Genomic DNA, 12,596 nt, shown 5'->3' with positions numbered 1-12,596 from the left:
TGTTCCCGGAGAACCGTCGCCGTACGGACCGCCCCGCTGAGAGCGTTCCTCAATCCCTACCGGGTCACACCCCGGACGGGACTTCTGCCTTGGAATCTGCGTCGTCCCCGCCTTCGGCCTCCAGCGCCTTGTTGCGCCGGACGGAGGACCAGAAGGACCAGGCGATCAGCACGACGCCGACGAGACCGGTGATGAGCTCGTTGATCTGGTGCTGGATGGTGACGAGGAGGATGACGGCCAGCGCGCCGATGGCGTAGTGGGCGCCGTGCTCCAGGTAGACGTAGTCGTCGAGGGTGCCCTGACGGACCAGGTAGACCGTGAGCGACCGGACGTACATGGCGCCGATACCGAGACCGAGGGCCATCAGCACGATGTTGTTGGTGATGGCGAAGGCGCCGATGACACCGTCGAAGGAGAAGGACGCGTCGAGCACTTCCAGGTAGAGGAACATGAAGAACGCGGCCTTGCCGGAGAGCACGATCGCGGAGACCTTGCTGCCGCTCTTCCTGGCCTCCTCCTCGACCTCGTGCTCCCGCTCCTCCTCTTCCTCCAGCTTGTTCTCGAAGAAGCCGGAGAGACCGCCGACGATCAGGTAGGTGATCAGACCCGCGACTCCGGCGAGCAGGACGGTCTCCGCCTTGTCCGCGTGGCCGCCGCCGTGCTGGTGCGCCTGCGTCGCGAAGGTCATGGCCGTGATCAGCAGCACGATCAGGGCGATGCAGACCGACAGCATGTCGACCTTGCCGAGCTTGGCGAGCGGGCGCTCGATCCAGCGCAGCCACTGGATGTCACGGTCCTCGAAAATGAAGTCGAGGAAGATCATCAGCAGGAACATGCCACCGAAGGCGGCAATCGCCGGGTGGGCGTCCGTGACCAGTTCCTGGTAGCGATCGGGCTGGTTGAACGAAAGATCGACCGCTTCGATCGGGCCCAACTTGGCGGTGATGGCCACGATCACGACGGGGAACACCAGCCGCATACCGAAGACCGCGATGAGCACACCGACCGTGAGGAAGATCTTCTGCCAGAAGGCATTCATCTTCTTCAGGATTCCGGCGTTGACCACCGCATTGTCGAAGGACAGCGAGATCTCCAGGACGGAAAGAATCGCAACCACCCCGAAGGCTTCCCACCCCCCGTAGATCACTGCTGCGACCAGGCCGAGCGCGGTAATCGCGAACGACCAGCCGAAGGTTTTCAGAAGCACTGGCTACCCCATCGTGTATGTAACGGGTCTCCCCCGGGTGTGTACGGGGCTCGCCCGCGCCGTGCGCGGCTTTACGAAACGTTGACCCCGAAGTCTAGAGCGATGCCGCGCAGCCCGGACGCGTACCCCTGTCCCACTGCACGGAACTTCCACTCGCCGTTGTACCGATAGAGCTCGCCGAAGATCATCGCGGTTTCCGTCGAGGCGTCCTCGGTGAGGTCATAACGCGCGAGTTCCTGACCGTCCGCCTGGTTCACCACGCGGATGAACGCATTGCTGACCTGGCCGAAGGTCTGCCCTCGATTGTCCGCCTCGTGGATCGAGACCGGAAAAATAATCTTGTCGCAGTGCGCCGGCACCTGAGTGAGATTCACGATGACCGACTCGTCGTCGCCCTCGCCCTCACCCGTGAGGTTGTCGCCGGTGTGCTCCACGGAGCCGTCGGGGCTCGTGAGGTTGTTGTAGAACACGAACCATTCGTCGCCGAGCACCCGGCCCGACTGGCACAGCAGCGCGCTGGCGTCGAGGTCGAAGTCGGCGCCCGTGGTGGATCGTGCGTCCCAGCCGAGCCCGACCAGCACCTGGGTGAGGTTGGGTGCGGCCTTGGAGAGGGAGACATTGCCTCCCTTGGCGAGCGTGACGCCCATGGTGTGTCCTCCCCGAGTCGATGAACCGTCTGTTGAGCCGTTGAACCTTGAACCGTTCAGCAGCCGGAGCGTGAGCCGCTGAACGGGCTGTTCAGCGCGTCCGGCGCCGCACGGGGTGCGGCGCCGGACGGGGTACATGCTGGCGTGGCCCGGGCTGCGCCTCGCCGGCTCGGCCCGGTCGCGTCTTGTCAGACGTTGACGCCGAAGTCCTGCGCGATGCCGCGCAGCCCCGAGGCGTAACCCTGACCGATGGCGCGGAACTTCCACTCCGCCCCATTGCGGTACAGCTCGCCGAAGACCATGGCGGTCTCCGTCGAGGCGTCCTCGCTCAGGTCGTAACGCGCCAGCTCGCTGTTGTCGGCCTGGTTGACCACCCGGATGTACGCGTTGCGCACCTGGCCGAAGCTCTGCTGACGGGTCTCGGCCTCGTAGATCGAGACCGGGAAGACGATCTTGTCGACATCGGCCGGAACGCCGGCCAGGTTCACCTTGATGACCTCGTCGTCGCCCTCGCCCTCACCGGTGAGGTTGTCACCGGTGTGCTCGACGGATCCGTCCGGGCTCTTGAGGTTGTTGAAGAAGACGAAGTTACCGTCGCTGCCGACCTTGCCCTCGGCGTTCGTCAGCAGGGCGCTGGCGTCGAGGTCGAAGTCACCACCGGTGGTGGTACGAGCATCCCAGCCCAGACCCACGACGACCGCGGTCAGGTTGGGCGCGGCCTTGGTCAGCGAGACGTTGCCGCCCTTGCTGAGGCTGACTCCCACGAGTCCTCCCATTGGTTTCCTTGGGGGCCGGCGGGCGCCGGCGCCTCCACGTTGCGTTGGCATCCGATCAACGAGTGGATCCTAGTGACCGGTTCCCGGCCAAAGCAGGCTTTTGGCCGGGACGCCCGCAGATCCACCGGTCCCGGATCAGAGCGTGTCGAGCGCCTTGATGTAGTCGTTGAGGTCGCGCGCGTCGGGCAGACCGTTGACGACGGTCCAGCGCACCACGCCCTCCTTGTCGATGATGAAGGTGCCGCGCACCGCGCAGCCCTTCTCCTCGTCGAAGACGCCGTATGCCCGCGAGGTCTCGCCGTGCGGCCAGAAGTCCGAGACCAGCGGGTACTCGAGGCCTTCCTGCTCGGCGAAGACGCGCAGGGTGTGGATGGAGTCGTTGGAGACGGCGAGCAGCTGCGTGTCGTCGTTCTCGAACTTCGGCAGCTCGTCGCGGAGCGCGCAGAGCTCACCCGTGCAGACGCCGGTGAAGGCGAACGGGTAGAACAGCAGCACGACATTCTTCTCGCCGCGGAAGTCGGAGAGCTTCACGGTCCGGCCGTGGTTGTCCTTCAGCTCGAAATCCGGGGCCTGGGTGCCGACCTCGATCGCCATGAAACGCGTCCCTTCGCTACGTTCACCGGGCTGGGCTGTCCGGGTGGCTCCCACCCTACGCAGAGCCCGCAGCAGGCCACGCAGCGCCCGCGCGGGGGCACCCCGCACCCCAGCCGTACGGACAAGGCGCCCGGCAAGCGCACGAAGAAGGCCCCCGGCGGCTCATGCCGTCGGGGGCCTTCGGGGCGAGTGCGTGGCGAACGCGGTTCAGCGCTTGGCTTTGGCCGCCTTCGGTGTGACCAGACGGCTTCCCGTCCAGTCCTTGCCCGCATTGATGCTCTTGGTCTGGGAGAGACCGGCCGTCTGTGCAGACTCGTTGATGTCGCTCGGTTCGACGTATCCATCACGGCCGGTCTTCGGCGTCATCAGCCAGACCGCACCGCCGTCCTCGATCAGACCAATGGCATCCACCAGCGCGTCCGTAAGGTCGCCGTCCTCGTCGCGGAACCACAGCAGGACGACGTCTGCGACGTCGTCGTAGTCCTCATCGACGAGATCCTGGCCGGTAGTGGCCTCAATGCCCTCACGGAGCTCCTGCTCGACGTCGTCGTCGTAGCCGATCTCCTGGACCACTTGTCCGGGCTCGAACCCCAGGCGTGCTGCCGGGTTGGTCCGCTCCTCCGCGTGGTCCGCGGTCGCGCTCACGGGTTGCCTCCTGATCATGTTTCGGAAAATGCTTCAGCCACGCGCGTGCGCGGGGCGTTGGCCGTAGTCCACACGGGAGCGGCGGATCGCGCAAGTACCCAGCGTCCGAGACCGCCTAAACGGTGACGTTCCCTGCCACGTCGCCGCACTGCCGGCCGGTCCCCTGCGGGGGCCGACGCTACCGTCACACCCTTTACGTCCTTCCACAGCTTATGCCGTTTCGGTCCGCCATTCGGAGTCGAACATCCTTTGGGAACGCTTGGACGGGTTGGGCGTATGGTTGCGGTTTGGACCAGCCCATCCCCGCGCTACGGACGCGATGTCTCGCAACACGGCGGTTACCCCTCGGTAGAGATGACGTTTGCGCCCCTGCGGTACACGATGGTGATGGCGTACATGCATACATCCCGGGGGCATGTTCTCCCGTAACCAGGCCCCGTAGAGCAGCACCTACACAGCGAAGGAACAGCGTGGCTTCCGGATCCGATCGCAACCCGATCATCATTGGCGGCCTGCCGAGCCAGGTCCCGGACTTCGATCCCGAAGAGACCCAGGAATGGCTCGACTCGCTCGACGCCGCCGTCGACGAGCGAGGCCGTGAGCGGGCCCGTTATCTGATGCTCCGGCTCATCGAGCGTGCGCGCGAGAAGCGAGTCGCCGTGCCGGAGATGCGCAGCACGGACTACGTGAACACGATCGCCACGAAGGACGAGCCGTTCTTCCCCGGCGACGAGGAGATCGAGCGCAAGGTCCTCAACGCGACCCGCTGGAACGCGGCCGTGATGGTGTCGCGCGCCCAGCGTCCGGGGATCGGTGTCGGTGGCCACATCGCCACCTTCGCCTCCTCGGCCTCGCTGTACGACGTGGGCTTCAACCACTTCTTCCGGGGCAAGGACGACGGCCTGGGCGGTGACCAGATCTTCTTCCAGGGGCACGCGTCCCCGGGTATCTACGCCCGCGCCTTCCTGCTCGACCGGCTGAGCGAAGCGCAGCTCGACGCCTTCCGCCAGGAGAAGTCGAAGGCGCCGAACGGCCTGTCCAGCTATCCGCACCCGCGGCTGATGCCGGACTTCTGGGAGTTCCCGACCGTTTCGATGGGCCTGGGCCCGCTCGGTGCGATCTACCAGGCCCGGATGAACCGCTACATGGAGGCGCGCGGCATCGCCGACACCTCCCGGTCGCATGTGTGGGCGTATCTGGGCGACGGCGAGATGGACGAGCCCGAGTCGCTCGGCCAGCTCTCCATCGCCGCCCGTGAGGGCCTGGACAACCTGACCTTCGTGGTCAACTGCAACCTGCAGCGCCTCGACGGTCCGGTGCGCGGCAACGGCAAGATCATCCAGGAGCTGGAGTCGCAGTTCCGCGGCGCCGGATGGAATGTCATCAAGCTGGTCTGGGACCGTTCCTGGGACCCGCTGCTCGCGCAGGACCGCACGGGCATCCTGGTCAACAAGCTGAACACCACGCCGGACGGCCAGTTCCAGACGTACGCCACCGAGTCCGGTGCGTACATCCGTGAGCACTTCTTCGGGGACGACCCGCGGCTGCGCGACATGGTCAAGGACATGACCGACGACCAGATCCTGCACCTGGGCCGCGGCGGTCACGACCACAAGAAGGTCTACGCCGCCTATGCGGCGGCCAAGGCCCACAAGGGCCAGCCGACGGTGATCCTGGCGCAGACGGTCAAGGGCTGGACGCTGGGGCCGAACTTCGAGGGCCGCAACGCGACCCACCAGATGAAGAAGCTCACCGTCGAGGACCTCAAGAGGTTCCGCGACCGGCTGCACATCCCGATCACGGACAAGCAGCTGGACGAGGGCTACCCGCCCTACTACCACCCGGGCCGCGACTCGGAGGAGATCCAGTACATGCACGACCGCCGCAAAGGTCTGGGCGGTTACGTCCCGACCCGTGTGGTGCGCGCGAAGCCACTGGTCCTCCCCGAGGACAAGACGTACGCGACCGCGAAGAAGGGTTCGGGTCAGCAGTCGATCGCCACGACCATGGCGTTCGTCCGCATCCTGAAGGACCTCATGCGGGACAAGGAGATCGGCAGGCGCTTCGTGCTGATCGCGCCCGACGAGTACCGCACCTTCGGCATGGACGCGTTCTTCCCGAGCGCGAAGATCTACAACCCGCTGGGTCAGCAGTACGAGGCGGTGGACCGCGATCTGCTGCTCGCGTACAAGGAGTCGCCGACCGGTCAGATGCTGCACGACGGCATCTCCGAGGCCGGCTGCACGGCCTCTCTGATCGCCGCGGGTTCGGCGTACGCCACGCACGGCGAGCCGCTGATCCCGGTGTACGTCTTCTACTCGATGTTCGGTTTCCAGCGCACCGGCGACCAGTTCTGGCAGATGGCCGACCAGCTCGCGCGCGGCTTCGTGCTGGGTGCGACCGCCGGTCGTACGACTCTGACCGGTGAGGGTCTCCAGCACGCGGACGGCCACTCGCAGCTGCTCGCCTCGACCAACCCGGGCTGCGTCGCGTACGACCCGGCGTTCAGCTATGAGATCGCGCACATCGTCAAGGACGGTCTGCGCAGGATGTACGGCGGGACCCCCGAAGAGAACGAGGACGTCTTCTACTACCTCACCGTCTACAACGAGCCGATCCGGCACCCGGCCGAGCCCGAGAACGTGGATGTCGAAGGCATCCTCAAGGGCGTGTACCGCTACAAGAGCGCCGAGCGGGGCGAGATCCCGGCCCAGATCATGGCGTCCGGTGTGGCGGTCCCGTGGGCGGTGGAGGCGCAGCGGATCCTCGCCGACGAGTGGAACGTCCGGGCGGACGTCTGGTCGGCGACCTCCTGGAACGAGCTGCGCCGCGAGGCCGTGGACGTGGAGCGGTACAACCTGCTGCACCCGGAGGAGGAGCAGCGCGTCCCGTACGTCACGCGGAAGCTCTCCGGCTCCGAGGGCCCGTTCGTGGCGGTCTCGGACTGGATGCGTTCCGTGCCGGACCAGATCGCGCGCTGGGTGCCCGGTGCGTACCAGTCGCTGGGTGCGGACGGCTTCGGCTTCGCCGACACCCGTGGTGCGGCCCGCCGGTTCTTCCACATCGACGCGCAGTCGATCGTCCTCGCGGTGCTCACCGAGCTCGCCAAGGCGGGCCGGATCGACCGTTCGCTGCTGAAGACGGCGATCGACCGGTACGAGCTGCTCGATGTGACCGCGGCCGAACCGGGCGCGGCCGGCGGCGACGCGTAAGCACGAGAACCATGGTTGAAGGGCGGCGCGACCTCCTGGTCCCGCCGCCCTTCGGCGTGTCCGGTCAGTTCTCCCAGACCTTGAAGGCCCTGACCTGGTACGGGGACTGGGGCACCCAGGTGCCGCCGCCCGGATAGGTTTCGAACTCACCCGTCTCGGCGCACTCCGCCGACTGGTACGTGGTGACGGGCCGGCCCGTGCGGTTGACGAGCGCCTGGACCTTGCTGCCCGCCGGCAGCCGGACACAGCTCTCGATGTCGATCGTGGACAGCTCGTGGACCTGCCGGGCGCCGGTGAAGTCCGGCTTCTCCCAGAGACAGAGCTGACCGCTTCCGCAGGCCCCGGGCCGGGCGGGTGCGGAGTGGGCCGCGGCCTGCGGAATCAGGGCGGTGGCGGCCAGGGCGGCGGCAAGAACGGTCGTACGCATGGAAATCGACCCCCGTGGTGATGCGAATCAGTTGCACGCAGCCTGACCTGCGGGGCGACGCCCGGGGAAGGGGCTGCGGGTCACACCACCCTGATAGGCGACAGCCCCGCCGGGACGGTCCGACGGGGCTGTTGTACGCACTGTGTTGACGCCTCGGGGGCATCGCGACGAGCGATCAGATGTGACCCGCGCCCGCGCCCGCCCCGGCGTTCGCACCGCGCTTGGTGAGCGTGGCGACCAGCGCGGCGACCACCGCGACGATGCCGGCCACCATGAACGCCGTGCTCATGCCCGACACGAACGTGTCATGGGCGACACCCGCGATCTGCGCCGCGACCTCCGGCGGAGTGTTGCCGTCCACCGGCGGTACGCCGACCTCGACGGCCGAGGACGCGGCATCCAGCTGCTCCGGCGTAAGGGGCGGAAGCTTCGCGGCCGTCCAGTTGTCGGCCAGTTTCGAGTCGACCTGGGAGGCCATGACCGCGCCCAGCACCGCCGTACCGAGGCTGCCGCCGACCTGCATGGCGGCCTGCTGCAGACCGCCCGCGACACCGGAGAGCTCCATCGGGGCGTTGCCGACGATGACCTCGGTGGCGCCGACCATCACCGGGGCGAGGCCGAGGCCGAGCAGACCGAACCAGATCGACATGGTCAGGGTGCCGGTGCCGATGGTCAGCTGGGACATGCCGAACATGGCGACCGCCGTGCACACCATGCCGCCGACCAGCGGGACCCGCGGGCCGAACTTGGTGATCATGGCGCCCGCGAGCGGCGAGGCGACGATCATCATGCCGGTCAGCGGCAGCAGGTGCAGACCGCTGTCGACGGGGCTCAGGCCGTGCACGTTCTGGAGGTAGAAGGTGACGAAGAACAGCCCGCCCATGAACGCGAAGGCCATCAGCACCATCAGGACCGCGCCCGCGGACAGCGGCACGGACCGGAACATCGCCAGCGGGATCAGCGGCTCCCTGACGTTCTTCTGGGAGAAGGCGAAGACCACGAACAGGGCCACGGCGGCGCCCAGGAAGCCGAGCGTCTTGTAGTCGCCCCAGCCCCACTCGGCGCCCTTGATGAGCGCCCAGATCAGGCAGAACATCGCCTGCGACAGCAGCACGATGCCGCCGATGTCGAAGGAGCGCGGCGCGTTCTCGGCGCGGTGGTCCTTGAGGATCACCAGGCCCAGCAGAAGCGCGATCACACCGACCGGCACATTGATGAAGAAGACCGACTGCCAGCTGACGTGCTCGACGAGCACACCGCCGAGGATCGGGCCGCCCGCGGTGGAGGCGCCGATCACCATGCCCCAGATGCCGATCGCCATGTTCAGCTTCTCGGCCGGGAAGGTGGCGCGCAGCAGGCCGAGCGCGGCGGGCATCAGCAGGGCGCCGAAGAGGCCCTGGAGCACCCGGAACACGATCACCAGGGCGACGCTGTCGGAGAGGCCGATGGCCCCCGATGCCGCGGCGAAGCCGACGACACCTATGAGGAAGGTCTGGCGGTGGCCGAACCGGTCACCGAGCTTGCCCGCGGTGATCAGGGAGACCGCGAGGGCGAGCATGTAGCCGTTGGTGATCCACTGGACGTCGGCGAGCGAGGCGCCCAGGTCCTGCTGGATGGCGGGGTTGGCGATCGCGACGATCGTGCCGTCGAGCGCGACCATCATCACGCCGATGGCCACGGAGAAGAGCGTCAGCCAGGGGTGGCCGCGCAGCCCCTTGGCAGATGCGGGCGCGGCGGTGTCCTGCGGCTCCCGCGACGCCTTTTCGACGGTGGTCTGACTAGTCATGCCCGGGAGGTTAGTGTCAGCCGCTGACAGTTGACAAACCATTTCACAAGCCAGTAACTGTCACGTAACTCACAGGTACGCCGAGCTGGGCAAAGCAGGGGAAAGAGGACCACTTCAGTGACCGATGGGCAGCGGGCCGCGCATCCGACCGGGCTGCGCGAACGGAAGAAGCGACGCACCCGGGACGCCCTGCTGCACGCCGCCCTCGATCTTTTCACCGGCCAGGGGTACGAGGAGACCACCGTCGACGAGATCGTCGACGCCGTCGAGGTCTCCCAGCGCACCTTCTTCCGCTACTTCGCCAGCAAGGAGGAGGCCGCCTTCGCCATCCAGGAGATGGTGGAGTCGCACTTCCTCTCGGAGCTGCGCCGGCGTCCCGCCGCGGAAGCGCCGTTCGAGGCAATGCGCAGCGCGGTCCTGCGCGCCTGGAACAGTATCGGTGAGGCGATCGAGGCGATCGTCACGGTCGAACTCCATATGCGCACGTACCGGATGATCGAGTCGACGCCGTCGCTGCTCGCCGCCCACCTGCGACGCAGCATGGATCTGGAGAACCGGATCGCGCTGCTGATCGCCGAGCGCGAGGGGCTCGACGTGAGGAGGGACCCCCGGCCGAGGGTCGCCGTGGCCGCGTTCTGCGGGGTGATGCGGGTGACCGGGCAGCTCTGGGGGCAGGGGCGGGACACCAGTGTGGACTCGTTGCGCGCGCTGACCGAGGTGTACCTGGACCAGCTCGGACCGGCACTGGCCGGCAACTGGCGGGCGGGGGCCGGCGCCGGGCCCGGGTAACGACATGGAGACTCCGTCCGATGTGCTGCACGCCTCACTGCCACGGCATGAGCGACTTCACAACCGCCGTGCCCCGATGGCCATATGCGACGCTCCGGGGGCATTCCGCGCGCCCGAGTGTGCGCGCCGCACCAACACAGCGTGAAATGAACCGCCTTGAATTCCCGACAGCCGGGTGATGTGTGTCACCCTCTTCACGGCTGCCGTCGCTCGTCTCCTAATGTGGGCCGGAGTGACTTCCTTCGACTCCTCCCCCACGCTCACCGCATGGCGCGCGCTGCTCGCCGTCGCGGTTGTGTTCGTGATGCTGGCGACCACTGGCTGGACCGCCGTACGTCACCCGCACTCCGACGAGCCACGCACCGTCGCACTCGCCTCCTGGGCACGGGGCCACGTGGCGGGCCGTGCGCTGCCGGACGCCGACGCGGCGCCGCACCGCCTGGCGCAGTTCTTCGCCACGCTCACCGCCGCTCAGCGCACCGGTCTTGCCGACAAGTACCCCTTGGTCGTCGGCAATCTGAACGGCGCCCCGGTCACCCTGCGCTACCACGCCAACCGGCTGGCCCTGGTGCAGGCGCGGAAGGTCGAGCGGCAGCGCATGCACGACGCCAGGCTCTCCCCCGACGGCCGCACCGAGGCGCTCCGCCGGATGAACCGCTTCCGGTCGATGCTCGCCGAGGGACGGCACATCCTCGCCTTCGACCCGTCCGGAAAGGGCCGAGCCGCAGAGGTGTTCGGTGATCTCGACCGGGCCGAACGGGTCTCCGTGATCGTGCCCGGCGTCGACACCAACCTGCTGACGCTGGAGCGGTCCGCCCCCATGGTGAATGCCGCGCCGGTCGGTATGGCGAAGTCGCTGTACGCGGCGGAGCGCGCCGCTCGCCCCGGCACCCGTACCGCCGTCATCGCCTGGGCCGACTACACCACGCCCGCCGGAATCGGTATGGACGCGGCCTTGGGGAACCTCGCCGAGCGCGGGGCGGTGCGGCTGAACGCGCTGGTGGGCGCGCTGCCCGGGGACGCCCCCGTCTCGCTGTTCTGCCACAGCTACGGCTCGGTGCTGTGCGGTGTCGCCGCACATGAACTGCCCTCCAGGGTCGCCGACATCGCGGTCGCGGGCAGCCCCGGCATGCGGGTGGCGAACGCGAGGCAGCTGCACACCGGGGCCAGGGTGTGGGCGATGCGGGACCACGACGACTGGATCGAGGACGTACCGAACCTGGAGCTGGGCGGTCTCGGGCACGGTGCCGATCCGGTCGACCCGGGCTTCGGCGCACGCATCGTCTCGGCGGGCGGCGCGGTCGGGCACAGCGGCTATTTCGAGCCGGGCACCGAGAGCCTCAGCAACTTCGCCTCAATCGGCGTGGGGGCCTACAGCTCGGTCAGCTGTGCGAACTCCGACAGCGCCTGCCACGACGGAGTCACCGGCAGCCAGGCAATCTGACGGGCAGAGCGAGCCGTGATCGGCCGCATATCGGGACTTACGCCGAGGGGGACGTGCGGGCAAGTGCCGCATACGATGAGGCACATGGGTGATGTGCTGGCCGGAATTCATGCCACCTGGGAGTTCGACACCGACTCCGTGCTCATCCGCTTCGAACGGGGAATACGCACACCGAAGCTCTTCCAGAGCCTGCGTGAGCGCCGCGTCCCGCACGCGGCGCTGTCATCGGTGACGCTGACCCCGGGCAAGCGGGGCACGGTGGTCCTGCACGCGGTGCCGAGACCCGGTGCCGACCCGTTGCTGGAGGCTGCGGCCGGGCAGCTGAAGGACGGATGCGATCCGTACCGGCTGGTGCTCCCCGCCGAGCGCGAGACGCTCGCCGAGTACTACGCGGACGAACTGCGCGCCCTGCTCGGTCCCGACGCCGCGGTGCCCGCCGACCGGTTCCTGGTCGCGGCCCCCGAGGCGCCGATGCAGTTCAAGGCGTACGACGGCCGGGCCGGCTTCGACGGGGACCGGGTCTCCTTCCGGTGGTTCTGGACGGGCGCCTCCACGGCGAAGTGGAAGGCCGGCGACCAGACGTTCCCGGTGACGGAGCTGAGCGGCGTCGAGTGGCGCTCACCGGAGGCCTTCGACGGCTATCTGCGGCTGGTGCCGAGAGGCCAGGAAGGTGCGGCTCCGGAACCGGGCCCGGGTACCGGCTTCGGCATGGGTGCGGAGCCGGTCACGAGGATCGGTTCAGACACGGCGCAGAGCGCACAGCCGTTGACCCCCCGCCCCACCCGGGCCGACCAGGACCCGGCTTCCGTGGTCTTCGGCCTCGGCTACGGCCCGGTGCACGAGTCGCTGCCGTTCGCCGCGGCCGTACTGGAGTCCGTACGCAGGAAGCAGTCGGCCCCCGCCCTGCCGGCCGCCGTACCGGCAGGCGTGGGGCGGCGCGATCCCGCGGACATCGCGGAGCGGATCAGGCACCTCGGGGAACTGCACCGGGCGGGCCTGGTGACGGACGACGAGTTCGGTGCGAAGAAGGCCCAGCTGCTCGCCGAGCTGTAGGTGTGCGGTACCGGAT

General features: G+C 68.0%; 11 protein-coding genes. 4 read left to right on the top strand and 7 right to left on the bottom strand.

What is annotated here, in order from left to right:
• Positions 1 to 64: 64 nt before the first annotated feature.
• From ACIPEK_RS28080 to ACIPEK_RS28060, 5 genes are all read right to left on the bottom strand, one after another.
• Positions 65 to 1,207: a DUF475 domain-containing protein gene (locus ACIPEK_RS28080; RefSeq protein ID WP_402001408.1), complete on the bottom strand. Its 1,143-nt coding sequence runs from the start codon at positions 1,205 to 1,207 to the stop codon at positions 65 to 67.
• A 71-nt stretch (positions 1,208 to 1,278) separates the two neighbouring features.
• Positions 1,279 to 1,854 (bottom strand): TerD family protein, encoded by a 576-nt coding sequence (locus ACIPEK_RS28075; protein WP_402001405.1) that lies wholly within the window; start codon positions 1,852 to 1,854, stop codon positions 1,279 to 1,281.
• A gap of 188 nt (positions 1,855 to 2,042) precedes the next feature.
• Positions 2,043 to 2,618 (bottom strand): TerD family protein, encoded by a 576-nt coding sequence (locus ACIPEK_RS28070; RefSeq protein ID WP_037696943.1) that lies wholly within the window; start codon positions 2,616 to 2,618, stop codon positions 2,043 to 2,045.
• A gap of 147 nt (positions 2,619 to 2,765) precedes the next feature.
• Complete coding sequence (locus ACIPEK_RS28065; protein WP_093895495.1) at positions 2,766 to 3,224, bottom strand: peroxiredoxin; 459 nt, start codon at positions 3,222 to 3,224, stop codon at positions 2,766 to 2,768.
• A 207-nt stretch (positions 3,225 to 3,431) separates the two neighbouring features.
• Entirely contained in the window at positions 3,432 to 3,869 is a 438-nt protein-coding gene (locus ACIPEK_RS28060; RefSeq protein ID WP_383079567.1) for a DUF3052 domain-containing protein, read from the bottom strand.
• A 470-nt stretch (positions 3,870 to 4,339) separates the two neighbouring features.
• Here ACIPEK_RS28060 and aceE point away from each other — a divergent pair, with 470 nt between their 5' ends.
• On the top strand, positions 4,340 to 7,081 hold the full coding sequence (aceE, locus tag ACIPEK_RS28055; RefSeq protein WP_402001400.1) for a pyruvate dehydrogenase (acetyl-transferring), homodimeric type: 2,742 nt from the start codon (positions 4,340 to 4,342) through the stop codon (positions 7,079 to 7,081).
• Positions 7,082 to 7,145: 64 nt separating this feature from the next.
• On the opposite strand, the gene ACIPEK_RS28050 is transcribed toward aceE, so the two are convergent.
• Both ACIPEK_RS28050 and ACIPEK_RS28045 read right to left on the bottom strand, forming a co-directional pair.
• Entirely contained in the window at positions 7,146 to 7,508 is a 363-nt protein-coding gene (locus ACIPEK_RS28050) for a peptidase inhibitor family I36 protein (protein WP_383079565.1), read from the bottom strand.
• Between the two features lie 175 nt (positions 7,509 to 7,683).
• Entirely contained in the window at positions 7,684 to 9,294 is a 1,611-nt protein-coding gene (locus ACIPEK_RS28045) for an MFS transporter (RefSeq protein ID WP_402001397.1), read from the bottom strand.
• 117 nt (positions 9,295 to 9,411) lie between these two features.
• Between ACIPEK_RS28045 and ACIPEK_RS28040 the strand changes: the two genes are divergently transcribed.
• The 3 genes from ACIPEK_RS28040 to ACIPEK_RS28030 all read left to right on the top strand — a co-directional run bounded on the left by ACIPEK_RS28040 (position 9,412) and on the right by ACIPEK_RS28030 (position 12,580).
• Positions 9,412 to 10,083, top strand: a complete 672-nt coding sequence (locus ACIPEK_RS28040) for a TetR family transcriptional regulator (RefSeq protein WP_402001394.1) — start codon at positions 9,412 to 9,414, stop codon at positions 10,081 to 10,083.
• A gap of 232 nt (positions 10,084 to 10,315) precedes the next feature.
• Positions 10,316 to 11,527, top strand: a complete 1,212-nt coding sequence (locus ACIPEK_RS28035) for an alpha/beta hydrolase (RefSeq protein ID WP_402001391.1) — start codon at positions 10,316 to 10,318, stop codon at positions 11,525 to 11,527.
• A gap of 84 nt (positions 11,528 to 11,611) precedes the next feature.
• Positions 11,612 to 12,580, top strand: coding sequence for a DUF4429 domain-containing protein (locus ACIPEK_RS28030; RefSeq protein WP_402001388.1), 969 nt, complete (start codon positions 11,612 to 11,614; stop codon positions 12,578 to 12,580).
• The last annotated feature ends 16 nt before the right edge of the window (positions 12,581 to 12,596 follow it).

This window comes from Streptomyces sp. NPDC088246, assembly GCF_044741025.1.
Taxonomy (GTDB): Bacteria; Actinomycetota; Actinomycetes; order Streptomycetales; family Streptomycetaceae; genus Streptomyces.
This window is presented reverse-complemented; position numbering and strand designations above follow the sequence as displayed.

What these genes read in the sequence shown, in the direction of transcription:
- ACIPEK_RS28075 (WP_402001405.1), bottom strand. Translation starts at nt 1,854, where the DNA reads ATGGGCGTCACGCTCGCCAAGGGAGGCAATGTCTCCCTCTCCAAGGCC.
- ACIPEK_RS28065 (WP_093895495.1), bottom strand. Translation starts at nt 3,224, where the DNA reads ATGGCGATCGAGGTCGGCACCCAGGCCCCGGATTTCGAGCTGAAGGAC.
- ACIPEK_RS28050 (WP_383079565.1), bottom strand. Translation starts at nt 7,508, where the DNA reads ATGCGTACGACCGTTCTTGCCGCCGCCCTGGCCGCCACCGCCCTGATT.
- ACIPEK_RS28045 (WP_402001397.1), bottom strand. Translation starts at nt 9,294, where the DNA reads ATGACTAGTCAGACCACCGTCGAAAAGGCGTCGCGGGAGCCGCAGGAC.
- ACIPEK_RS28030 (WP_402001388.1), top strand. Translation starts at nt 11,612, where the DNA reads ATGGGTGATGTGCTGGCCGGAATTCATGCCACCTGGGAGTTCGACACC.